Origin of the sequence: Kribbella jiaozuonensis (assembly GCF_005233875.1) — a bacterium.
Classification (GTDB): Bacteria; Actinomycetota; Actinomycetes; order Propionibacteriales; family Kribbellaceae; genus Kribbella; species Kribbella jiaozuonensis.
Genome location: NZ_SZPZ01000005.1, coordinates 175,812 through 196,969 on the forward strand (window position 1 = coordinate 175,812; position 21,158 = coordinate 196,969).

At 68.0% G+C, this 21,158-nt stretch carries 22 protein-coding genes; 12 read left to right on the plus strand and 10 right to left on the minus strand.

The annotated features are described in order from the left end of the window. Positions 1-12 precede the first annotated feature (12 nt). Positions 13-855 carry an aminoglycoside phosphotransferase family protein gene (locus FDA38_RS32875; protein ID WP_137258076.1) on the minus strand — a complete coding sequence of 281 codons (843 nt, stop codon included), beginning with the start codon at positions 853-855 and terminating at the stop codon, positions 13-15. Between the two features lie 70 nt (positions 856-925). Here FDA38_RS32875 and FDA38_RS32880 point away from each other — a divergent pair, with 70 nt between their 5' ends. From FDA38_RS32880 to rsgA, 4 genes are read left to right on the plus strand one after another with little or no spacing between them, the layout of a single operon-like run. Continuing rightward, positions 926-1,657 carry a DsbA family oxidoreductase gene (locus tag FDA38_RS32880; protein ID WP_137258077.1) on the plus strand — a complete coding sequence of 244 codons (732 nt, stop codon included), beginning with the start codon at positions 926-928 and terminating at the stop codon, positions 1,655-1,657. 58 nt (positions 1,658-1,715) lie between these two features. Beyond that, on the plus strand, positions 1,716-2,294 hold the full coding sequence (locus FDA38_RS32885) for a DoxX family protein (RefSeq protein ID WP_137258078.1): 579 nt from the start codon (positions 1,716-1,718) through the stop codon (positions 2,292-2,294). Positions 2,295-2,339: 45 nt separating this feature from the next. Beyond that, on the plus strand, positions 2,340-3,611 hold the full coding sequence (gene aroA, locus FDA38_RS32890; RefSeq protein WP_137258079.1) for a 3-phosphoshikimate 1-carboxyvinyltransferase: 1,272 nt from the start codon (positions 2,340-2,342) through the stop codon (positions 3,609-3,611). Beyond that, the gene (gene rsgA / locus FDA38_RS32895; protein WP_137258080.1) at positions 3,611-4,624 is read left to right on the plus strand and encodes a ribosome small subunit-dependent GTPase A; all 1,014 of its coding nucleotides are present in this window, start codon (positions 3,611-3,613) and stop codon (positions 4,622-4,624) included. The genes aroA and rsgA overlap by 1 nt, the downstream gene beginning before the upstream one ends. Here rsgA and FDA38_RS32900 read toward each other — a convergent pair. Further along, complete coding sequence (locus FDA38_RS32900) at positions 4,617-5,093, minus strand: DUF2231 domain-containing protein (RefSeq protein WP_137258081.1); 477 nt, start codon at positions 5,091-5,093, stop codon at positions 4,617-4,619. The two genes, rsgA and FDA38_RS32900, sit on opposite strands and share 8 nt — an antisense overlap. A gap of 148 nt (positions 5,094-5,241) precedes the next feature. Here FDA38_RS32900 and hisN point away from each other — a divergent pair, with 148 nt between their 5' ends. Then, positions 5,242-6,021 carry a histidinol-phosphatase gene (gene hisN / locus FDA38_RS32905; RefSeq protein ID WP_137258082.1) on the plus strand — a complete coding sequence of 260 codons (780 nt, stop codon included), beginning with the start codon at positions 5,242-5,244 and terminating at the stop codon, positions 6,019-6,021. Here hisN and FDA38_RS32910 read toward each other — a convergent pair. Beyond that, the gene (locus tag FDA38_RS32910) at positions 6,005-7,177 is read right to left on the minus strand and encodes an RNA polymerase sigma factor (RefSeq protein ID WP_202877963.1); all 1,173 of its coding nucleotides are present in this window, start codon (positions 7,175-7,177) and stop codon (positions 6,005-6,007) included. The two genes, hisN and FDA38_RS32910, sit on opposite strands and share 17 nt — an antisense overlap. Next, positions 7,170-7,517 (minus strand): YciI family protein, encoded by a 348-nt coding sequence (locus FDA38_RS32915; protein WP_137258083.1) that lies wholly within the window; start codon positions 7,515-7,517, stop codon positions 7,170-7,172. Before FDA38_RS32915 ends, FDA38_RS32910 begins: the two co-directional genes overlap by 8 nt. A 115-nt stretch (positions 7,518-7,632) precedes the next feature. Between FDA38_RS32915 and FDA38_RS32920 the strand changes: the two genes are divergently transcribed. After that, positions 7,633-8,931, plus strand: coding sequence for a M16 family metallopeptidase (locus tag FDA38_RS32920; protein WP_137258084.1), 1,299 nt, complete (start codon positions 7,633-7,635; stop codon positions 8,929-8,931). Then, a complete protein-coding gene (locus tag FDA38_RS32925; RefSeq protein ID WP_137258085.1) occupies positions 8,928-10,277 on the plus strand; it encodes a M16 family metallopeptidase in 1,350 nt (449 codons plus the stop codon). The genes FDA38_RS32920 and FDA38_RS32925 overlap by 4 nt, the downstream gene beginning before the upstream one ends. 57 nt (positions 10,278-10,334) lie before the next feature. Here the strand turns inward: FDA38_RS32925 and FDA38_RS32930 are convergent, their stop codons facing one another. Further along, positions 10,335-10,760: a CBS domain-containing protein gene (locus tag FDA38_RS32930; RefSeq protein WP_137258086.1), complete on the minus strand. Its 426-nt coding sequence runs from the start codon at positions 10,758-10,760 to the stop codon at positions 10,335-10,337. A gap of 662 nt (positions 10,761-11,422) precedes the next feature. On the opposite strand from FDA38_RS32930, the gene FDA38_RS32935 reads away from it, so the two are divergent. From FDA38_RS32935 to FDA38_RS32945, 3 genes are all read left to right on the plus strand, one after another. Then, positions 11,423-11,920 carry a GyrI-like domain-containing protein gene (locus FDA38_RS32935; RefSeq protein WP_137258087.1) on the plus strand — a complete coding sequence of 166 codons (498 nt, stop codon included), beginning with the start codon at positions 11,423-11,425 and terminating at the stop codon, positions 11,918-11,920. Between the two features lie 84 nt (positions 11,921-12,004). Beyond that, entirely contained in the window at positions 12,005-13,216 is a 1,212-nt protein-coding gene (locus tag FDA38_RS32940) for an MFS transporter (protein WP_137258088.1), read from the plus strand. Positions 13,217-13,235: 19 nt separating this feature from the next. After that, complete coding sequence (locus FDA38_RS32945) at positions 13,236-13,910, plus strand: hypothetical protein (protein WP_137258089.1); 675 nt, start codon at positions 13,236-13,238, stop codon at positions 13,908-13,910. Positions 13,911-13,927: 17 nt separating this feature from the next. Here the strand turns inward: FDA38_RS32945 and FDA38_RS32950 are convergent, their stop codons facing one another. Beyond that, complete coding sequence (locus tag FDA38_RS32950; protein WP_233715072.1) at positions 13,928-14,527, minus strand: CGNR zinc finger domain-containing protein; 600 nt, start codon at positions 14,525-14,527, stop codon at positions 13,928-13,930. 102 nt (positions 14,528-14,629) lie between these two features. On the opposite strand from FDA38_RS32950, the gene FDA38_RS32955 reads away from it, so the two are divergent. Continuing rightward, on the plus strand, positions 14,630-15,481 hold the full coding sequence (locus FDA38_RS32955; protein ID WP_137258090.1) for an SDR family NAD(P)-dependent oxidoreductase: 852 nt from the start codon (positions 14,630-14,632) through the stop codon (positions 15,479-15,481). A 598-nt stretch (positions 15,482-16,079) separates the two neighbouring features. Here FDA38_RS32955 and FDA38_RS32960 read toward each other — a convergent pair. The 4 genes from FDA38_RS32960 to FDA38_RS32975 all read right to left on the minus strand — a co-directional run bounded on the left by FDA38_RS32960 (position 16,080) and on the right by FDA38_RS32975 (position 20,457). Further along, positions 16,080-16,907, minus strand: coding sequence for a carbohydrate ABC transporter permease (locus FDA38_RS32960; RefSeq protein WP_137258091.1), 828 nt, complete (start codon positions 16,905-16,907; stop codon positions 16,080-16,082). Next, entirely contained in the window at positions 16,904-17,842 is a 939-nt protein-coding gene (locus FDA38_RS32965; protein WP_202877964.1) for a carbohydrate ABC transporter permease, read from the minus strand. The genes FDA38_RS32960 and FDA38_RS32965 overlap by 4 nt, the downstream gene beginning before the upstream one ends. Positions 17,843-17,870: 28 nt before the next feature. Next, complete coding sequence (locus FDA38_RS32970; protein ID WP_202877965.1) at positions 17,871-19,271, minus strand: extracellular solute-binding protein; 1,401 nt, start codon at positions 19,269-19,271, stop codon at positions 17,871-17,873. 190 nt (positions 19,272-19,461) lie between these two features. Continuing rightward, positions 19,462-20,457, minus strand: a complete 996-nt coding sequence (locus FDA38_RS32975; RefSeq protein ID WP_137258092.1) for a hypothetical protein — start codon at positions 20,455-20,457, stop codon at positions 19,462-19,464. A gap of 101 nt (positions 20,458-20,558) precedes the next feature. On the opposite strand from FDA38_RS32975, the gene FDA38_RS32980 reads away from it, so the two are divergent. Beyond that, positions 20,559-21,155 carry a TetR/AcrR family transcriptional regulator gene (locus tag FDA38_RS32980; RefSeq protein WP_137258093.1) on the plus strand — a complete coding sequence of 199 codons (597 nt, stop codon included), beginning with the start codon at positions 20,559-20,561 and terminating at the stop codon, positions 21,153-21,155. Positions 21,156-21,158 lie beyond the last annotated feature (3 nt).

The following is a 21,158-nucleotide window of genomic DNA, read 5'->3' on the forward strand; positions in this document are numbered from 1 at the left end:
GAATTCCCCGTATTACAGCAGGCGTTCGAGTGCAGCCTGGCCGGCCGGTCCCCAGTGGGTCTTGCCGCCCGGGATGCCCTTCTCGCCGTTGATACCCATGGCGATCAGGAACAGCGCCCGCGTCACAGCCCACCCGCGCGCTCGCCGTACCGTTGCCTCGTCCGCCTGGTAGCGCTCGAAGAACCGGTCGGCAGCGCCGTCCGGGAGCAGGACCCAGGCGGACGCGAGATCGGTGGCCGGATCCCCTGAGCCCAGCTCCTCGAAGTCCACCACGCCAGTAAGTGTGCCATCGGCAACTATCACGTTGGCAGGGTGCAGGTCACCGTGTACCCACAGCGGCGGCCCGCTCCACGCCGGGGCGGCGGCCGCGTCCTCCCAGACCGCACGGAGCGCGTCGCGGCGGCCGACGTACTCCTGGACCTCCGGAAAGCCCAGGCCCGGCGGCAGTTCGGTCCGGTCGCTGACCGGTGCGTCCGCAGGCGCCTCGGTGTGCAGTGCCTGCAGGAAGTCGGCCAGTACGTCGGCCGCGGCCGGGTCCGTGATCGGAGCATGCTCCGCAGGTACGCCGTGGACCCAGCTCGTGATCAGCCACGGGTTGGGGAAGCGGTCCGATGGCTCACAGAGGCGGACCGGGGCCGGGACCGGTAGCGGAAGCCGGGCGGAGAGGTCAGGCATCCAGTGGTGCTCCTTGCGGAGCTGTTCGGGCGATCCGTGGGCACGAGGCATCCGGACGGCCAGGTCCTCGCCGAGGCGCCACATCTGGTTGCCCCAGCCCCCGATGACCTCCTTCAGCTCCAGCTCGGCCAGGTCCGGGTGCTGCTCTTTCAGCAGGGTCCGCACGAGTTCGTCGTCCATGGACCGTCAGACGCGTCACAACAGCGAGTGGTTGGGAATAGGTCCGCGGAGTGGTCAGTTGCCCACTGTTATGCGCATTGATGTGTGGTCCGACGTCGTCTGCCCGTGGTGCTACATCGGGAAGCGTCGGCTCGAAGAGGCTCTGACCGCCAGCGGTGACACCGCCGCGATCGTCTGGCACAGCTTCCAGCTCGACCCCTCCTCCACGAACGACGACCCACGGGACCTGGCCACCCGGCTGGGCGAGAAGTACGGCCGCGGCCGCGACTGGGCCCTGCAGGCCAACGCCCACGTCACCGGGATCGCCGCAGAGGTCGGTCTGGAGTACCACCTCGACCAGGCGAAGCCGGCCAACACCGTCGACGCGCACCGGCTGCTCCACCTCGCCCGCGACCTCGAGGACGCCGGTGAGGTGCCCGCGGGTACGCAGGGCGCGCTCAAGGAGCGGCTGCTCAAGGCGTACTTCACCGACGGCCTCCCGGTCGGCGACCACGCCACGCTGACCGAGCTGGGCACCGAGGTCGGTCTGCCCGCCGAGCGAGTGCGTGAGGTCCTGGCGGATACGACGTACACCGACGAGGTCGCGGCGGACCAGGCACAAGCTCTGGCGTACGGCGCCAACGGCGTACCGTTCTTCGTCATCGACGAGAAGTACGGCGTGAGCGGCGCGCAGCCGGTGGAGGTCTTCCAGGAGGCACTGCGCCGGGCCAACGCGGACCGCAAGCCGGTGACGCTCATCACCGCCCCTGGTGCGACGACCGACGGTGACGCCGCGTGCGGGCCCGACGGCTGCCCGATCTGAGCATCCGCATCAGCGGTGGGTACCGGAAGTCGTACAAACCGTGGTGTATGAAGGAGGCATGACTGTCGTGCGCGCATTGGCCAGGCCGTTGCTGTCCGTCATTTTCGTCGTGCAGGGCACGAACGCGATCCGCAACCCGGAGCCGCTGGTACCGAAGGCGCAGCCGGTCACCGACCGGATGGTGCCGATGGTGAAGCGGGTCGCGCCGCCGCAGGTGAGCGACCGGCTCCCTGACACGACCGCCAACCTGGTCCGGCTGAACGGCGCGGTCCATGTGCTCGGCGGTCTCGCACTGGCGACCGGTAAGGGCCGTCGGCTCGGGGCGACGCTGCTGGCGGCCTCGCTGATTCCGACGACGCTGGCCGGCCATCCGTTCTGGCTGGAGAAGGACAAGACCGTCCGCAACCAGCAGCGCATCAACTTCATGAAGAACCTCGGCCTGATGGGCGGACTGCTGCTCGCAGCAGTCGACACCGAGGGCAAGCCGGGTGTCGCCTGGCGCGCCTCGCACGGTGCCAAGGCGGCGAAGCGCGAGACCAAGCGCGGCGCCAAGGCAGCCAAGCGCGAGGCCAAGCAACTGGCCCGCGAGGCCAAGCAGGCCGCGAAGCTGGCAAAGGCGGAGCTCCCGTTCGGCTGAATGCCCTAGGCTCAGGGCTGTAGACACCTGAGTCGAGGGAGTGGGATGAGCGAGCAGCAGGGCTGGCCGGCGCCGCGGGCAACTGGAGCGGTGAGCGGCACTGTGACGGTGCCGGGATCGAAGTCGATCAGCAACCGTGCCCTCATCCTCGCCGCGCTCGCCGACGGCCCGTCCCACCTGACCGGGCTGCTGGCCGCTCGCGACACCGCGCTGATGCGGTCCGCCCTGGTCTCACTCGGCGTCGGCATCAGCGACGGCAGTACGTCGGTCACCGTCACGCCCGGCTCGCTCAAGGGCCCGGCCAGCGTCGATTGCGGTCTGGCCGGCACCGTGATGCGGTTCGTCCCGCCCGTCGCCGCGCTGGCTGACGGCGTGGTGGCGTTCGACGGTGACGAGTACGCGCGGGAGCGGCCGATGGGCGTGATCCTGGGCGCGCTGCGGACCCTCGGCGTACAGATCGATGACGGTGGGACCGGGCGGATGCCGTACACGGTGTCGGGCACGGGTTCGGTGCGTGGCGGCGAGGTGACGCTGGACGCGTCCGGGTCGAGCCAGTTCGTGTCCGCGCTGCTGCTGGCCGGCGCGCGGTACGACGAGGGCGTCGACATCCGGCACGACGGCAAGCCCGTGCCGTCCCAGCCGCACCTGGACATGTCGGTCGGGATGCTGCGCGAGCGTGGCGTCCAGGTCGACGACGCCGAGCCGAACCGCTGGGTCGTTGCCCCGGGCCCCGTTCGCGCGCTGGACACCGCGATCGAGCCGGACCTGTCGAACGCGGCGCCGTTCCTGGCGGCGGCCGTGATCACCGGCGGGTCGGTGACCGTCACCGGCTGGCCGTCGCAGACCACGCAGCCGGGCGGCCAACTGCCCGACATCTTCACCCGCTTCGGCGCCTCGGCGACCCTCACGGACGGTGGCCTGACCGTCCGCGGCACCGGTCGGGTGCAGGGCGTGGACCTCGACCTGAGCGAGGTCGGCGAGCTGTCGCCGGTCATCGCGGCGGTGGCGGCGTTCGCCGACGGGCCGTCGTACCTGCGCGGGATCGCGCACCTGCGCAACCACGAGACCGACCGGCTGGCGGCGCTCGAGACCGAGTTCAACGCGCTCGGCGGGGACGTCAAGCAGCTCGAGGACGGGCTGGAGATCCGGCCGAAGGCCTTGCACGGCGGTCTTTTCCACACGTACGACGATCACCGGATGGCGCACGCCGCCGCCGTACTCGGCCTGCTCGTCGACGGCCTGCAGATCGAGAACATCGGCACGACGGCGAAGACCTTGCCCGAGTTCCCTGACATGTGGTCGGGGCTCACCAGCTGATGTCGCGGTACGACGAGGAGGCCAAGTACGACCGGCCCAAGCGCCGGACCCGGCCGCGGACCAAGGACCGCCCCTCGTACGACGACGCCGTGATCGGGTTCGTCTTCACCCGCGACCGCGGGCGGTACGCCTGCTGGGTCGAGGATTCGGACGGCGGTCGCGAGGTCACCGCGATGAAGGCCCGCCAGCTCGGCCGCACCGGCGTGATCGTCGGCGACCGGGTCAAACTCGACGGCAACGCCAGCGGCGACGAAGGCTCGCTGGCCCGGATCGTCGAGGTCCTCCCCCGTACGACGCTGCTGCGCCGCTCCGCCGATGACGACGACCCGGTCGAGCGCCCCCTGGTCGCGAACGCGGACCAGCTCGTCATCGTGGTCGCCGTAGCCAACCCAGAGCCCCGGACCGGTCTCATCGACCGCTTCCTGGTCGCGGCGTACGACGCCGGCATGCGACCGCTGCTCTGCCTGACCAAGACCGACCTGGCCGACCCGGATCCGCTGCTGTCGATCTACCGCCCGCTCGGCGTCGAGTCGGTGGCGACGCATCAGAACGGCGACCTCAGCAGTCTCCGTGAGCAGCTGGACGACCGGACGAGCGTTCTCGTCGGCCACTCCGGCGTCGGCAAGTCCACGCTGGTCAACGGCCTCATCCCCGGCGCGGACCGGGCGATCGGCGTCGTCAACGAGGTGACCGGCCGCGGCCGCCATACCTCGACGAACACGCTGGTACTGCGTCTACCCGAGGGCGGCTGGCTCATCGACACCCCGGGCATCCGCTCCTTCGGCCTGGCCCACGTCCAGCCGGATCAGCTGATCAACGCCTTCCCGGACCTGGCCGAGATCGCCGAAAACTGCCCGCGCGGCTGTACCCATACCGCCGACGCCCCCGACTGCGCGCTGGACGAGGCCGTGGCCGAGGGCCGGGCCGACGCGGCCCGGGTCGACTCGTTCCGCCGCCTGCTGGCCAGCCGCGAAGGCCGCGAGCTCCGGGACGCGACGGAAGAGGCTACTTAGCCGGCAACTGGCCTTCCCAGACCGCCCGCGCACCGGCGTCACCGGTACGGACGGTCTGCCAGATGACCAGCACTGCGATCACAACCACCGCCGCCTGGGTCACGAGCTCCAGCGGACGGATCTTCGTTGCGCTGTCACCCCTCACGCCGGCCAGCAGCAGGAAGGCCGCGACGGAGACGACCGCGAAGATCAGGCAGTACCAGAACAGCAAGTCACCGCGCTTCGAGTGCAGCTCGACCGCCTTCGACAGCGTCGGCACCGCGTTCACGAACGCCTCGCCGCTCTCCTTCGCCACGAACGCGCACACCAGCGCCCCGACGCCGAGGACCAGGGCCGGCCAGCGCAGGATACGGCGCCATTTCGGCACCACTGCGAAGGCGATCAGGGTCAGCGCCGCCACCGGTAGCAGCACAACCGTCAGGTGGATCACGAGCACGTGCAGCGGCAGGTCCCCGAAGCGCTCGAACATGGACAGCCTCCATGGCAGTCGTAACAGCGTGGTCAGACACTAATGGCACGTTCAACGACTCGATTTGGTTCAATCCCCGTCGCAACCGATCCGCAACACTTCGCGGACGGCTGAACCGCCCGGGCGGCGCTCAGGCTAGCCTTCCGGCATGCCTTCGCACACGGATGACCTGCGGCTCGCCCACATCCTGGCCGACGACGCGGACTCGACCACGATGGACCGCTACAAGGCGCTCGACCTGCACGTGGCCACCAAGCCCGACCTCACCCCGGTGAGCGAATCGGACAAGAAGGTCGAAGATGTGATGCGCAAGACGCTCTCCCGGGCCCGCCCGCGGGACGCGTTCGTGGGCGAAGAGGACGGCACCTCCGGCTGGGGCGTACGCCGCTGGGTGGTCGACCCGATCGACGGCACCAAGAACTACATCCGCGGCGTCCCGGTCTGGGCGACGCTGATCAGCCTGATGATCGAGGACCAGGTCGTCGTCGGCGTCGTCTCCGCGCCGGCACTCGGCAAGCGCTGGTGGGCGTCGTACGGCGACGGCGCGTGGACCGGCCGCGCGCTGCACTCGTCGCAGCCGTGCCGGGTCAGCGACGTGAGCAAGATCGAGGACGCCTCGCTGTCGTACGCGTCGCTCAAGGGCTGGGAGAAGATCGGCAAGAAGAACCAGTGGTCCGAGTTGATGGACACGGTCTGGCGGACCCGCGCGTACGGCGACTTCTGGTCGTACATGCTGGTCGCGGAAGGCGCGGTCGACATCGCCGCGGAGCCGGAGCTCAACCTCTACGACATGGCCGCGCTGGCGATCATCGTCGACGAGGCCGGCGGCAAGTTCACCTCCGTCGAAGGCGCCCCCGGCCCGAACGGCCCCAACGCGGTAGCCACCAACGGCCGCCTCCACGACGAAGTACTCAAACGCCTCGAGTGATCCGCCGCTGGAGGAACTCCACCTCCACCGGATCGCTGGTGAACGCCAACGCCTCCTCGTAGGCCGCCCGCGCCTCCTCTGCTCTTCCGGTGCGCCAGAGCAACTCCCCACGCGTCGACGCCAGATACGGGTATGTCGCGAGGGCGGGATCGGCGGCGAGGTCGTCGAGCGCGCCGAGCGCCTCCGCAGGGCCGCGCACGTAGGCGAGCGCCACCACCCGATTCAACGCCACCACCGGGGACGGCCACCGGCTGAGCAACACGTCATACAGTCCCAGGATCTCGGCCCAGTCCGTGTCCTCCCAGCGCTCGGCCTCGGCATGCACAGCAGCAATCGCCGCCATCAACCCGAACCGTCCATCCGCCCGCACCGCGACGGGCACCAACTCCAGCCCCTCGGCGATCAGGGTCCGGTCCCACACCGCCCGGTCCTGGTCCTCCATCAACACCAACCGCCCGGCGTCATCTACCCGGGCGGCCTGCCGCGCCTCCGTCAGCACCAGCAACGCCAGCAAACCCGCCGCCTCCGCGCTGTCCGGTAGCAGCAGACGGATCATCCGCGCGAGATCAATGCCCCGCGGGCTGTGCCCGGCTGTGTAGACGAGATGGACCACGTCGAGAACCGCGTCGATCCGCTCCGGGAAGTCCGCCGTACGCGGGATTCGGTACGCGATGCCGGAGCGGTAGATCTTCTGTTTGGCCCGAGTGATGCGGGCCTGCATCGTCGCTTCCTTGACCAGGAACGCCTTCGCGATCTCCGCCGACGACAACCCGCACACCAGCCGCAGCGTGAGCGCGATCTGCGCCTCCTGGGCGAGCGCCGGGTGGCAACACGTGAACACCAACCGCAACCGGTCGTCCGGGAAGAGCTCATCGGTCACGTCGTCCTCGAGCACGAGCAGCGGCAGCTTGCGCCGGGCGACATCCGCCCGCCGCCGATGCTCCAGCGCCCGCCGGGTCGCGACCGTCGTCAGCCACGCGCCCGGCTTCTTCGGTACGCCGTCGGCCCGCCAGTGCACGAGCGCCTTCGCGTACGCGTCCTGCACGCAGTCCTCGGCCAGATCGAGATCCGCGGCGACCCGTGCGGTCGCGGCAAGCACGGAGGCCCACTCGGTCGAGTGAGCCTCCGCCACCGCCTCGACGATGGGGTCAGCCACCGTTGACCAGCGGGCGGACCTCGACACCACCCATCGGCGACGGCACCTGCTTGGCGATCGCGAGCGCCTCGTCCAGGTCGGCCGCCTCGATGATGTAGTAGCCGCCCATCACTTCCTTGGTCTCCGCGAAGACGCCGTCGGTGACGACGTACCCGCCGTTGCCGTCGGAACGGATCGACGTCGCGGTCTCACTCCCGTCGAGCTGCCCGCCGCCGCGCACCGCGGATCCGTTGGCCTCGACGAAGGCCTGATGGTTCTTGTGGTTCTGCTCCATCACCGACCCGTCGTCCGCGGCCCACTTCGCCTCGTCGTCGTAGATCATCACCAGGTACTTGCCCACTCGGGGTCACCTCTCTCGTCCACTCCCGATTCCAGCATCTACCACTCCGATGCGCGACCCGGGACGAAATCGACAGCACCTGCCGAGAATTTCGTGACCACGTAAGGTGGCCGGTATGCCCTTGACGTACCCCATCGCCGAGCAGACGCTCGACAACGGCCTGCGGGTCGTCGTCAGCTCGGACCGCGCCGTCCCGATCGTCGCCGTCAACCTCTGGTACGACGTCGGATCGCGCCATGAACCGCCGGGTCTGACCGGGTTCGCGCACCTCTTCGAGCACCTGATGTTCCAGGGGTCGCGCAATGTCGCCTCCGGTCAGCACTTCAGCCTGCTGGAGACCGCCGGCGCCAGCCTGAACGCGAGCACGTTCTTCGATCGCACCAACTACTTCGAGTCGCTGCCCAGCGGCGGTCTCGACCTCGCGCTCTGGCTCGAGGCGGACCGGATGGGCTACCTGCTCGACGCGGTCAACCAGGAGAACCTCGACAACCAGCGCGACGTGGTGAAGGAGGAGAAGCGGCAGTCGTACGACAACCGCCCGTACGGCGATTCGTACGAGCGGCTCGTCCGGCTCGCGTTCCCCGAGGGCCACCCGTACGCGCATATGACGATCGGGTCGATGGCCGACCTGGACGCCGCGTCGCTGGAGGACGTGCACGCGTTCTTCCGCAAGTACTACGGGCCGAACAACGCCGTCCTGACGATCGTCGGCGATGTGTCCGAGGACGACGCGTTCGACGCCGCCAAGCGATACTTCGGCCACCTGCCCGCGATCCCCGCGCCGCCGCCGGCGCCGGACGGGACGATCGGGCCGATGACCGACGTACAGAAGGACGACGTGGAGTCGGACGTACCGTCCGACCTGATCACGATGATGTTCCGGCTGCCGGTGGACGGGACGCCGGAGCTCGACGCAGCCGGGCTCGCGCTCGACATCCTCGCGGCCGGGCAGAGCGGCCGGCTGAACCGGCGGCTGGTCCGCGACGAGCAGATCGCCCAGTCGGTGTCCGGTGGCGCGCTGCCGCTGATCGGCGGGGTCTCGTTCGGGACGCTGACCGGGATCGCGTCGGACGGCGTCGAGCTGCAGAAGGTCGAGGACGCGCTGCTCGAGGAGATCGAGAAGCTCGCCACCGAGGGTGTGACCACGGAAGAGCTGGCCACCGTGCAGGCACAGGCCGAGCGGGACTGGCTCGAGCAGCTGGCTACCTGCGCCGGGCGCGCGGACGAGATCTCTCACCACGCCTTGCTGTTCGGGGATCCCGGGCGAATCAACACCCGAATCGACCAGGTGCAGGCCGTGACCGTCGAGCAGGTGCAGGCGGCCGCCGCGAAATGGATCCGTTCTTCAGGGCGGGTCCAGGTGACCTACCGCCGTCAGGAGTCCGCGGCAGAGACGGCAGGAGAGCAGGAATGAACCAGGTTCTGACCACCCCACCGGCCGTCGGCGCACCGCGTCCGTGGAAGTTCCCGGAGGCCGTGACGACGCGGACCAGCGTCGGCACGCCGGTACACGTCTTCGACCGCCCCGGGCAGTACGTCGCTACCGTGCGGGTCACGATCGCGATGCCGCTGATCGCCGAGCCGCGTGAACTCGAAGGCGTCGCGACGATCATGTCGCGGACGCTAGACGAAGGTACCGAGCTGCATTCGGCCAACGAGTTCGCGGCCGCGCTGGAGCGGCACGGAGCGGCGTACGGCGTGGATGTCAGCTCGGACGCGTTGCACGTGGAGATCTCGGTGCCGGTGTCGCACCTCGCGCCGGCGGTCGCGCTGCTGGCGGAGGCGATCACGCGGCCCGCGTTCAACCAGGCCGATGTCGGCCGGCACGTGACGATCCGGCTCGGCGAGATCAACCAGGAGCGGGCGAACGCCGGGTACCGGGCGCGCGAGGCCTTCGCCTCGCATCTATTCGATACGGCGACGCGGCGGTCGCGGCCGACCGCTGGTACGCCGGACACGATCCGGCCGCTGACGAACGTCGAGGTCGCTGACTTCTACCGGCGGAACATCGGGCCGGAGCGGGCAGAGATCCTCTTCGCCGGCGACGCGACCGGAGTGGACGCGGCCGCGATCATCGACGAGGCCTTCGCCGGCTGGACGTCAGGCGCGGGCCCGGTGGGCGAGACGCCGGAGCCGTTGTACCTGCCGGGCAACCGGGTCGTGCTCGTCAACCGGCCGGGTTCGGTGCAGAGCCAGCTGCTGATCGGATGCAAGGGTCCTGATCGGCGCGACCCGTTGTGGGGCTCGGCTGCGGTCGCGAACCACGTGGTCGGCGGGACGATCACCTCCCGCGTGGACACCGTGCTGCGCGAGGAGAAGGGGTACACGTACGGCACGCGGACCAGCTTCGCCGCGCCGCGGAAGGGCGGGACGTTCAGCCTCGGCGGCGCCGTACGCACCGAGGTAACCGGGGCGGCGATCGGTGACGCGTTGCGGATTCTGCGCGAGGCTCGTGACGGGCTCACGGAGCAGGAGGTGCAGGAGGCGAAGGACAGCCTGATCCGGACCGCTCCCCTGCGGTACGAGCAGGCCGATTCGGTGGCCCAACAGGTCGGCAGCAACATCGCGAACGGCGTACCGATCGACTTCGCCGACACGTACCTCGCCCAGATCGCCGCCACGACCGCAGCCGAGGCGACCGACGCCTACCGCCGGTACGTCGCAACCGACGGCCTGCTGGTCGTCGTCGTGGGCGAGTCCAAGGACGTCCGCCCACAGCTCGAGGGCCTCGACCTCGGCGACCTGATCGACCTCAGCTGAACGCAGGCAGCGTTAGTTCCCTCAGCTCCGTTGGGCTGAGGGAACAGGGCTGCCGGGTCAGCTGCTGATGTAGTTGGAGAGTTGTTCCTTCTCGAACTCGAGTTCGCCGATGCGGGACTTGACCACGTCGCCGATGCTGACCAGCCCGGCGAGGTTGCCGTCGACAACGACCGGGACGTGCCGGATCCGGTGCTCGGTCATCAGCCGCATCAGATTGTCGATCAGGTCGTCCGGTGTCGCGGTGCGCACCTCGGACGTCATGATCGCGCTCACCCGTACGTCGCCCGCGTCCGGCGTACCGTTCCAGAGCCGCACGATGTCACGCTCCGACACGATGCCCGACACCGTCGACCCATCCGCACTGACCACCACCGCGCCGATGTTCTTCTCGGCCAGCAGTGCGAGCAGCTCGGTGACAGTGGCTTCTGGGGAGATGGTGACGACCTGATTGCCCTTACCGCGCAGTACGTCGTTGATCTTCACGGAGCCTCCTGCAGATCGAGGACCAATACCCCAAGGTAACGGCAAACCCCCCACTACACCCCGTGACAACGAAGGACAACCCGTGACGGGAGAAGCCCCCGCGTGCTACGCAGTCGCTCCGTTCGTCGCTGCGCTCCTCACACGCGACCGCTCCACACGCACCCACCCACCCCCGGCTCATCGCCGTGCATCCCTTCCGGCTATCGCCGGACTCTGCTCGCTATCGCTCGCAGGTGACTACTAAGCCGACCCACCTCGATCGGACGGCCGCGCCCCGCGTACTGGGGTCCGCCCCGCGGGCTGCACCCGATCGGGCAGCCGCGACGGGAAGAGGAGCCGATCGGTGCTGCAGCTCGACCACGTGAGCTGCCCGAGCTGGGTCGCGGCGGACTGCGGGGCGAGCACGCTTCGTCAAGCGGACTGCTGCGCTGGCTGCTTGCAATTAGCGCAGCGTGCTTCGCTTCACCGGCGGACGCGGTCGGGTGTGCTCGTCCTGGACCTGCTGGGCGGCCAGGTCCTGGGCGCAGGCTGACTGGATAGCTGCTCGGGTCGCCACCGTAGGAAAACCTCTACACCAACCACAGACCTGTAGAGGACTTCCTACGGAGCTCACCAGCAACCCAGGAGCCCCGGCTTATAGTCGAGCGACCGAAGGGAGGAACATGGAGCTACTCGAGCCACCCCGCGTCGTCGAGCGACCGGAGCAGCACTGCCTCGGTATTCGGACCATCACGCCGTTCCGCGGGATGTTGTCCAAGCGCAACGAACTGCTCGAGGAGCTGTTCGGCTGGCTTCGGGAGACCGGCACCGACGACTCCGGCATGTTCTTCCTTCGCCTGCACGTGATCGACATGGCCGGGCCAATGGACCTAGAGGTCGGCATGATGACGCCGGGACCGGTGGCAGGCGACGACCGCGTCCGCCCGTCCACGCTCCCCGCCGGGCAGTACGCCACGCTCACCTACCGCAACCACTCGCTTCGCGCCAACCGGGCCCTGCTCGACTGGGCGACCGCCGAAGGGCTCGTCCTCGACCGTCGCGAAGTCCCCGAGGGCGATCTCTTCGCCTGCCGGTACGAAGCCTTCCGCACCGACCCCAGGACCGAGCCGCGCAAGACCAAATGGATCGTCGAGCTCGACCTCCGCCTGGCCGACGCCTAGGCCGCTCTGCCCTCCGAAAACAAGGGGCCCGTCGGCACCCGCAGCCCGTAGGATCGCCAGGTTCGGCACGACGGAGGGGGCGCGGTGGGGTTCCGGCAGGATCTGGCCGTACTGCGGCATCGCGACGTACGGGTGTTCATCTCCGCCCGGTTCATCTCGATTCTCGGGTCGACGATCGCGCCCGTGGCGCTGGTGTTCGCAGTACTGGACGTCTCGGACTCCGCCAGCGCGGTCGGCATCGTACTCGCCGCGCGCAGCATCCCGAACATCATCTTCCTGCTGGTCGGCGGCGTCATCTCAGACCGGCTCCCCCGCCATCTGGTGCTGGTCGTCGCCAACACGGTCAGCGGGCTCACCCAGGGCCTCGCCGCGGCGCTCGTACTCTCCGGCCACGCCACCATCTGGCAGCTCGCCGCGATCGAGGCGGTCAACGGGATCGCGGCCGCGTTCGTGATGCCCGCGATGACCGGCATCCTCCCGTCGATCGTCGACCGCAGCGAACTCCCGCAGGCGAACGCGATCGCCGGCTTCGCGCGTTCGAGCGCGATGATCGGCGGCGGCGCGGTCGCGGGTGTGATCGTCGGCCTGACCGGGCCGGGCGTCGGGCTCGCGGTGGACGGCGCGACGTTCCTGATCGCCGCCGTACTGCTGTCCCGCCTGACGATCCCGCGGATCGAACGCGCCGCCACCTCGATGCTGACCGACCTGCGCGACGGCTGGAGCGAGTTCGTGTCCAGGCAGTGGATCTGGGTGATCGTGCTCGCGTTCGGACTGCTGAACCTGATCTTCACCGCCTGCTACCAGACGCTCGGCCCGGTGATCGCGGACCGTACGTTCGGGCGAACCGGTTGGGGTGTCGTCAGCGCCTGCTTCGGCGCCGGACTAGTTGCCAGCGGCATCATCATGCTCCGGCTCAAACCACGCCGCCCGCTGCGCACAGGCATGCTCGGCATGCTGCTCACGGTCCCGGTCATGCTCTGCCTCGCGCTGCTCCCGTACACCTGGGCGATGGCGATCGCCGCGTTCCTCCTCGGCGTCGGCTTCGATATCTTCGGCATCAGCTGGGAGACGGCGCTCGGCCAGCACGTACCGATCGAGAAGCTCTCGCGAGTCTCGTCGTACGACATGCTCGGCTCGTTCATCGCCGGCCCCGCGGGTCAACTCACCGTCGGGTACGTCGCTGCCGTGGTCAGCGTGAAAGCCGTCGAGCTGTACGGCGCTGCCCTCTTCGTACTGATCACCGTCCTCACCCTCATCGTCCCCTCCGTCTGGAACCTGCGTCGTCTGGACATCTGAACGTGCGTAGGGTGGAGGGGTGAGCTCAATCGTTCCGGGTCCGCAGAAGAAGCTCGAGCAGGAAATCGACGCGGCCCGCTCCGGCGCCAAGCCGCTGCAGCCAAGCGACCTGAACACGTCGGCGCCACCGCAGGAAGAGCTGACGGGGCTGGACGACTGGCCCGAGTCACTGCGTTCGGCCGTCGAGGCGGAGCATGCTCGCGTCGTCGCGCTCGCCACCAACCGCCGGAGGACCGCCGACCGCGTCCTCCCCGACGTGGTCCACGGACTCGATCAGTTGCTCGACGAGATCGCCGACCGCCTCCAGTCGCAGAAACCCGGCCTCTTCGGCAAGTCCTCCGCGCAGGCTGACGCCGACGACGACATCGCTGACCTGCTGGGCATCCCCACCGACGAGCTCACGTCACCCGGCCGAGGCGAGCATCGCGCGGCCCTCCGCACGATCAAGCAACTCCGCTCGCAACTGAAAGAGCTCGAGACATCCCACGAGCATTCGAAGCTCACCCGCCTGGTCACCTTCGTCGTCCGCCTGGCCGTGGTCACCGACAGCGCACCAGAATCAACAGCCACGCTGGCGCCGATCGCACTCGACCGCTACGCCAAGTCCTCGCCGGACACCCAATGGGACTGGCCGTTCGACCAGAAACTCGACTTCTGGAAGCAGACCCGCACCACCCTCACCCCAAACACGTAGCCAACGACAGATCAGTCTTACGTGTTGTCGGTGTGCTTCGACGTGCCCCCAGCGAGCGCATCCTTCTTCCGGGCACGGTAGGCGCGCATCGACGCCTGGCTCGAGCACTGGGTGCTGCAGTAGCCGGCCGATGTGTTCTTACTTCGGTCGAAAAACGCGAAGTGACAGGGCTCGTTGCGGCATGCCTTGATCCGAGCCCATTGACCTGACAATGCAAGCTCGGTCGCCGCGGCCAGCACGCCTGCGAACGCGCCTGCTACTCCGCCGCATCCTGGACCAAGACGTGCCTCTGCACCACTCAGCCGCACGGCGACCGGACATCTGTCGCCGGCTCTCTCGAGTATTGCCTCAGCAGACCGTACCGCCGGGTCCGAGGTAGCCGGGTCATTCGAGTGCGAGAGCAGCACCGTCACCAGCGCGTCCCGAAGCTCTCGAGCCTCGACGACGTCTGAGTCCGCGACGGTTCTCGCCGGCTCGGCGCCGCCCCAGGCCACTTCGCCCAGCCAGGTCGTCAATCCTTCAGTGTCGGCGAACCGCTCTACGCGGTCGCCGGCGTCTGCATGCGTGTTCGCGAACGCCAGCACCAGCTCGAGCGCGGACAACGTCGAAGTACTCACGCTGCGCTCCTCTCCGATGGTTGTGGTCACTCGCGTTTTGATCATAACAGAATCTCCACAGGGCATCTTGACGTTATGAGTGAAGCTGTTATGGTCCTCACCATGACGAACTCATTCGACACCCCGACCACCCGCACCTGGTTCATCACCGGCGCCTCATCCGGAATCGGCCTAGCCCTCGCCGTCCGCGCGGCAGAACGCGGCGACAACGTGATCGCCGTCGCCCGTCGCGCCGAAGGCCTGACGCAGCTCACCGATAAGTACGGCGACCAGGTGCTCGAGGCCGGCGCCGACGTCGCCAGCCTCAGTCAGCTGCAGAGCGCCGTCAGCGCCGGCCTCGAGCGGTTCGGTCGCATCGACTTCGTTGCCAACAACGCCGGGTACGGCGTCTTCGGCGCTGTCGAGGAAGCGACCGACGCACAGGTCCGCGCGATCTTCGACACCAACGTGCACGGCGTACTGAACGTCCTTCGCGCGACGTTGCCGACGCTGCGCGCCCAGAAGTCGGGCCACATCCTGCAGGGCTCCTCGTACTTCGGGCAGATGGCGCACGCGGGCGTCGGCATGATCGCGGCAACCAAGTACGCCGTCGAGGGTCTGACCGAAGCCCTGTTCGGAGAGCTCGACCCGCTGGGCATCAAGGTCACGCTCGTCGAGCCCGGCCTCACAGCGACGTCCTTCCTGGCCAACCTGGACCACGTCGAGACGATCAGCGACTACGACCAGACGGTCCGCGAAGTCCTCAAGACGATCGGCGCCCTGCCGTCGACCGCGTACAACACCGCCGACGGTGTCGTGGACGCAATCATCGCCGCCACCGAGGCAAACACCCCACCACACCGCATCGCAACCGGAAGCACCGCCGTCCAGGACATCCGCACCGCCCTAGTAGCCCGAATCGCAGAACTCGATGAGTGGACCCCGGTAAGCAACGCAGTCGACAACTCCAACTGAACACTCACTCGAGCCGGACAGGCTGAGGTAGCCGGTACCTCGCCGAAGCGGCAGCGTTGCCGACGCTCAGCTGCTAGGGCGAAGCAGCACCGCAAGTTCCCCACGGATGCAGCTGCTCGCAGACAACGAACCACCTCGCCGCGACTCAGGCAGCCGGCGAAGCCGGCCAATAGAACAGCCGCCGCGAAGCGGTGTCCGTTCCGCGGCGGCTGGCCGAAGCGTCACCGTTGCCGACACTCAGCTGCTACGGCGAAGCAGCACCGCGAGTTCCCCACGGATGCAGCTGCCGCGCAGACACGAACCAGCTCGCCGCGACTCCCGCACGCTGGCGAAGCCGGCCAATAGAACAGCCGCCGCGAAGCGGTGTCCTTTGCCCGCCGAGCCAGTTGCCACACCAACAACGGTCCAGCTCGACACAAGCACCCGGCGAAGCCGGCAAAAGAACAGCCGCCGCGAAGCGGTGTCCTTCGCGGCGGCTGAGCAGTTGCTACGCCAACAACGGTCCAGCTCAGCCCGGTCCACGCACCCGGCGAAGCCGGGCAATAGAACAGCCGCCGCGGAGCGGTGTCCGTTTCGCGGCGGCTGGTGGTTTGGCAGGTCAGCCCTTGATGGCTCCGCCGAGGGCGAAGGCGCCGCCGAGTTTGCGGCTGAGGAGGAGGTAGAGGAGGAGGACGGGCATCGTGTAGATGAGGGAGTACGCCGCCAGCTGGCCGTAGTTCGGTTCGCCGTACTGGCCGAAGAAGGTGAAGATGCTGACCGAGGCCGGCAGCCGCTCAGGTGACAGCAGCAGCATGAAGGGGACGAAGAAGTTCCCCCACATGCCGATGAACGTGAAGATCAGCACGACCGCGATCCCCGGCCACATCAGCGGCAGCACGATCGCCCACAGCGCGCGCATGTTCCCCGCGCCGTCGACCCAAGCCGCTTCCTCCAACGACAGCGGTACGCCGTCCATGAACGTCTTCGTCAGCCAGATCGCAAAGGGCAACGCGCTCGTCGCCATGAACATGATCGTGCCGCCGAGCGTGTCCACCAGGTTCAGCTGCACGAACAGCCCATACACCGGCACCATCACCGCAGTGATCGGCAACCCGGTGCAGAACAGCACCGTCAACAGGAACGGCCGGTTGAACCGCGTCCGGAACCGCGACAACGGATAAGCCGCGAGCACCGCGCAGATCATCGTCAGCAACGCCGCCCCGCCACACAGCACGATCCCGTTCAGCACCGGCCGGTACGTCGTGTCGGTGTTCAGCACCGCCTTGAAGTTCCCGAGCGTGGGATGCGTCGGGAACTCGACCCGCAGCCCCGCCGTCCGGTTGATCGATGCGAACAGCACCCACAGCAACGGCAGGACGAACAGTACGCCGATGGCCAGCAGCACCAGGTTCGACGCGAGTTTGCTCATCCGGTCGCGGGCAATCATGCTGCCTCCGAGTTCAGTCCACGCAGGTAGATCAGCGAGAAGACCGCACCGATCGCCAGCATCACCAACGCGATCGCCGTACCGTAGCCGATCTGGGAGAAGCTGAACGCCTGCTCGTACATGTACAGCGGCAACGTCTGACTCTTGGTCCCCGGGCCGCCCCGGGTCATCGCGTAGATCAGGCCGAACACACTCAGCGTCTGCAGCGTGATCAGCATCAGGTTGGTCATCACCGCGCGGGTGATCATCGGCAGCGTGACGAACAGCAGTCGCCGCCACCCGCCGGCGCCGTCCATCTCGGCGGATTCCTCGATCTCCTTGGGAATCTCGCTCAGCGCGGCGGAGTACACCAGCATCGAGAACGCCGTACCGCGCCAGATGTTGGCCAGCGACACCGCGATGATCGGTGCCCCGTACAACCAGTCCTGGCCGGGCAGGCCGACCGCGTGCAGCATCACGTTCAGCGTGCCGTCGTCGTTGAAGAACGCGCTCAGCAGGTACGCCGCGACGACCTCGGGCAGCACCCACGCGCCGATCACCGCCGTACCGACGAAGTTGCGAACCGGCTTCGTCGACCGGCGCATCAGCAGCGCGAGCCCGAGGCCGAGCGTGTTCTGGCCGATGATCGCGGAGATCAGCGTGAAGACCAGCGTCAGCCAGATCGAGTTCGTGAAGGCACCGCTGGAGAACGCCTTGCGGAAGTTGTCCAGCCCGACGAACTTCACGTTCGCCGCGCCGGTACCGGTGAGCGCCATGTTCGTGAACGCGGCGTACACGCAGTAGATGATCGGGCCGGCCAGGAAGACCAGCATCAGTCCGATCGCCGGCGACAGCGGCAGCATCCGGACCAGCTTGGCGGCCTTCGGCTTCCCGCTCCCTCCGGTGGACTTACCGGAGGGAGCGGTGGCCGAGGTGGGGGCGACAGTCGTCGTCACAGGGGAGATATCCCTTCGAGCCGGGAGACTACTGACCGGTGCTCTGCGTCGTCGTACTGTCCTTGCCGCCGACGATGCCCTCAACTGCCTGGTCGTAGTTCTTCGCGGCCGCATCGGGTTGGGACTGACCGGTCATCACCGATTCCATCGCGGTGATGATCTCGTTCGAGACCTTCGGGTACTCCGGCAGCGCGGGCCGGTAGACCGTCACCGACACCAGGTCGGTGAAGAACTGCGTGCTCGCCGAGGAGGACTTGTACGCCGCGTCGGAGGCAACGTCCTTGCGGACCGCGATCTGCGCGCCGTCGGTGGCGTACTTCGCCGCGTTCTTCTGCGTCTGCAGGGTCTTGATGAAGTCCCAGGCCGCATCGGGGTTCTTCGACTTGGCCGGGATCGCCCAGGTCCAGCCGCCGGAGAGGCTGACCTTGCCCTTACCGCCGCCGTCCTGCGTCGGCATCGCGGTCTGACCGAGCACCGTGCTCCACTGCGGCCACGGCTTGGCGCCGGACTTCAGCCAGTTGCCGTAGATCCAGGAGCCGTCGAGGTCGATCGCCAGCTTGCTCTGCGGCAGCAGCTCGGTGCCGACCTTGCTGCCCATGTTCGGGCTGAGCGCGTCCTTCGGCGACGGCGCCAAGCCCTCGGAGAAGACGGTCTTGACGAAGTTCAGCGAGTCCTTGAAGCCCTGGCTGCCGACGACCCACTTCTTCTGGTCGAAGTTGTACAGGGTGTCCTTGGTGCCGTAGAGCAGCATCTCGAAGCCCTGCATGGCCGAGGCCTCACCCATCGGCTTGCCCGAGTACATGTTGAACGGGATCACGCCGGGCACCTTCTGCTTGATGGTGCGCGCCGCGCTGAGTACGTCGTCCCACGTCTTCGGCTGCCAGTCGGCGGGCAGGCCGGCCTTGGCAAAGATCTGCTTGTTGTACCAGAGCGCCCGGGTGTCAGTGCCGTCCGGTACGCCGTACGTCTTGCCATCCTGGCCCCGCGCCGCGCCCTTGGCGGTGTCCTCGAACTGACTCCACTGGTCCCACTTGCCGATGTAGTCGTCGAGCGGCTTCAGGTACCCCGCGGTGATGTCGGAGTTGATCAGGAAGGTGTCCTCGTAGACGATGTCCGGCGCCGTGTTCGGCGAGCGCATCATCAACTGGATCTTGGTGTAGTAGTCGTTCTCGCTGGCAACGACGGGAACGATCTCGACCTGGGATCCCGGGTGCGCGGCTTCGTACTCGGTCTTGACGCCGGTGAGGAAGTTCTTCATCACCACGCCCGGACCCCACTGCTGGTACGCGATCTTGATGTGCGCCGGACCGGAGCTCTGCGAGCCGCCGGCCTCGGGCTGCTTGGTCGTCGAGCCTTGACTACAGGCCGAGACCCCCAGCAGCAGCGCGCCCGCGGCGGCCGCTGCCATGAAACGTTTCCTTGTCACCATCAGGTCCACCTTCGGGCAATCGTTGTCATGCCGGTACCACGGCCCAAACCCTGCGGGCTTTCTCGCGACCGTAGGAGTCCTGAACAGCCGAAGTCAATGCTTGACAGACAACGTTGTCGCGGCAGGTACGCAGGAACGCGGTGACCGGGGTGTAACGATCCGGTCACCGCGCTGTCATACGTCTACTTTGTCAGGCTGCAACGGCCGACGCCTCATGTCGCGGCTGCACGGCGCGTCCTCTGGTCCGCATCGCGCCGAGTCCGCAGAGCACGACCCCGAGGAGCAGCCAGCACGCCAGTACGACGAGTGGTCTGGCCGCCCCGGCACCGTCGAAGAAGCTCACGGAACGTAGCGCCGTACCCGCTGCTCCCGGCGGCAGCAACTGCCCGAGAGTGCTCCAGCCGTTCGGCAGCATCTCCGGCGCGCTGGTCATCCCGGAGAGCGGGTTGCCGAGCAGCATCATCGTCGCGCCGCCGAGCGCGAGCCCCGCCGTACCGATCAGCCACTCGAGCCCGAGCAGGGTGAGGCTGATGGCTCCGATCGACATCGCGATGACGCCCGCGTTGCCGAGGTAGCTGCCCTCGAAAGAGCCCAGCCAGTACTGCAGTACGGCGGCCAGCGCGAGCCCGCCCGTGATCGAGAACACGATCGCGCCGACCATCCGCTTCGGCCCGGACCGCACCAGCTGGGTCAACGCGCCGGCCGCGATGATCCCGCCGAGCACGAGCGGCAGAGCTCCGGCAGCCAGTCCGGCGCCGCGCGGATCGTCCTTCGGCAGCGGGACGATATCCGTGACCTTCGCCCGGCTGTCCATCCGTGCAGATAGCTGCGTCAGCAGCTGCGCCACAACCGGTCCGCCCGCGGACGCCGTGAGTACTTCGGGTTGCGCCGAGTCGAGCACGATCGCGCCGTACGCGTCCCGGTCCTCGATCCGCTGCACGGCAGCCTGCCGATCCGGTACGGCGGTGATCTCGAAGCCGCCCGGCATCGCCTGGCCGAGCTGCGTCTTGACCTGCTCGACCGCCGGCGTCGCGCCGGACACCGCGATCGGGACGTTCCGCGGCTCGGAGCGCGCGGACGGCCAGGCGAAGGCGATCAGGAACACCGTGAGGACCGCGGTCAACAGCACGATGACGGCGATCAGGGGCGGCCGGCGACGTTCGGCCGCGTGCGCCTCAGTTGTCATGGCGGGAACTCCTTCGACAAGAAAACCGAATAACCGTTCTTTATAGACTCGCGACGGCCTGGCGACTTGTCAAGAACGGACATTCGTTTTATGTTGCGAGCGTGCCGAAGGTCACCGAGGAGCACCGCCTGGCCCGCCGCGAGCAGATCGTCGCCGCGGCGCGTGCCTGCATGAACGCGGAGGGTTTCCACAAGACGACGATGGCCGACGTGATCCGCGAGTCCGGCCTGTCGGCGGGCGCCGTCTACGGCTACTTCAAGAGCAAGGAGGAGATCGTCGCGGCGATCGCCGAGGACGCCCTCGGCACGGTCGACGAGCTCTTCGAGAACCTACTCGCGTCCGACGAGCCGCTCACCCCGCTGGCCGCGCTCGAAGCCACGATCGAGCATGTCGTGCGGGTCGCCACGACCCCACCCGGAGACGTCACCCGGGTCGCGGTGCAGGCTTGGGCGGAGGCTTTGCGCAACGACTCGATCCGCGAAGTGGCGAAGGGCAAGTACTGCCAGCTCCGCAACCATTTCGTCGTGATCGCCCGCCGTGCGCAGGCCGACGGCACCCTCGACCCGGACGTCGATCCCGAGCACGTCGCGCAGGTCATGTTCAGCATGATCCCGGGATTCGTCCTGCAGCGGCTGCTGATCGGCGACATCACTCCGGCCACCTACACGGCCGGCCTGCGGGCGCTGTTGCGCTCGTAGAGG

What these genes read in the sequence shown, in the direction of transcription:
- FDA38_RS32875 (WP_137258076.1), bottom strand. Translation starts at nt 855, where the DNA reads ATGGACGACGAACTCGTGCGGACCCTGCTGAAAGAGCAGCACCCGGAC.
- FDA38_RS32880 (WP_137258077.1), top strand. Translation starts at nt 926, where the DNA reads ATGCGCATTGATGTGTGGTCCGACGTCGTCTGCCCGTGGTGCTACATC.
- FDA38_RS32885 (WP_137258078.1), top strand. Translation starts at nt 1,716, where the DNA reads ATGACTGTCGTGCGCGCATTGGCCAGGCCGTTGCTGTCCGTCATTTTC.
- aroA (WP_137258079.1), top strand. Translation starts at nt 2,340, where the DNA reads ATGAGCGAGCAGCAGGGCTGGCCGGCGCCGCGGGCAACTGGAGCGGTG.
- rsgA (WP_137258080.1), top strand. Translation starts at nt 3,611, where the DNA reads ATGTCGCGGTACGACGAGGAGGCCAAGTACGACCGGCCCAAGCGCCGG.
- FDA38_RS32900 (WP_137258081.1), bottom strand. Translation starts at nt 5,093, where the DNA reads ATGTTCGAGCGCTTCGGGGACCTGCCGCTGCACGTGCTCGTGATCCAC.
- hisN (WP_137258082.1), top strand. Translation starts at nt 5,242, where the DNA reads ATGCCTTCGCACACGGATGACCTGCGGCTCGCCCACATCCTGGCCGAC.
- FDA38_RS32920 (WP_137258084.1), top strand. Translation starts at nt 7,633, where the DNA reads ATGCCCTTGACGTACCCCATCGCCGAGCAGACGCTCGACAACGGCCTG.
- FDA38_RS32925 (WP_137258085.1), top strand. Translation starts at nt 8,928, where the DNA reads ATGAACCAGGTTCTGACCACCCCACCGGCCGTCGGCGCACCGCGTCCG.
- FDA38_RS32935 (WP_137258087.1), top strand. Translation starts at nt 11,423, where the DNA reads ATGGAGCTACTCGAGCCACCCCGCGTCGTCGAGCGACCGGAGCAGCAC.
- FDA38_RS32955 (WP_137258090.1), top strand. Translation starts at nt 14,630, where the DNA reads ATGACGAACTCATTCGACACCCCGACCACCCGCACCTGGTTCATCACC.
- FDA38_RS32960 (WP_137258091.1), bottom strand. Translation starts at nt 16,907, where the DNA reads ATGATTGCCCGCGACCGGATGAGCAAACTCGCGTCGAACCTGGTGCTG.
- FDA38_RS32970 (WP_202877965.1), bottom strand. Translation starts at nt 19,271, where the DNA reads ATGGTGACAAGGAAACGTTTCATGGCAGCGGCCGCCGCGGGCGCGCTG.
- FDA38_RS32975 (WP_137258092.1), bottom strand. Translation starts at nt 20,457, where the DNA reads ATGACAACTGAGGCGCACGCGGCCGAACGTCGCCGGCCGCCCCTGATC.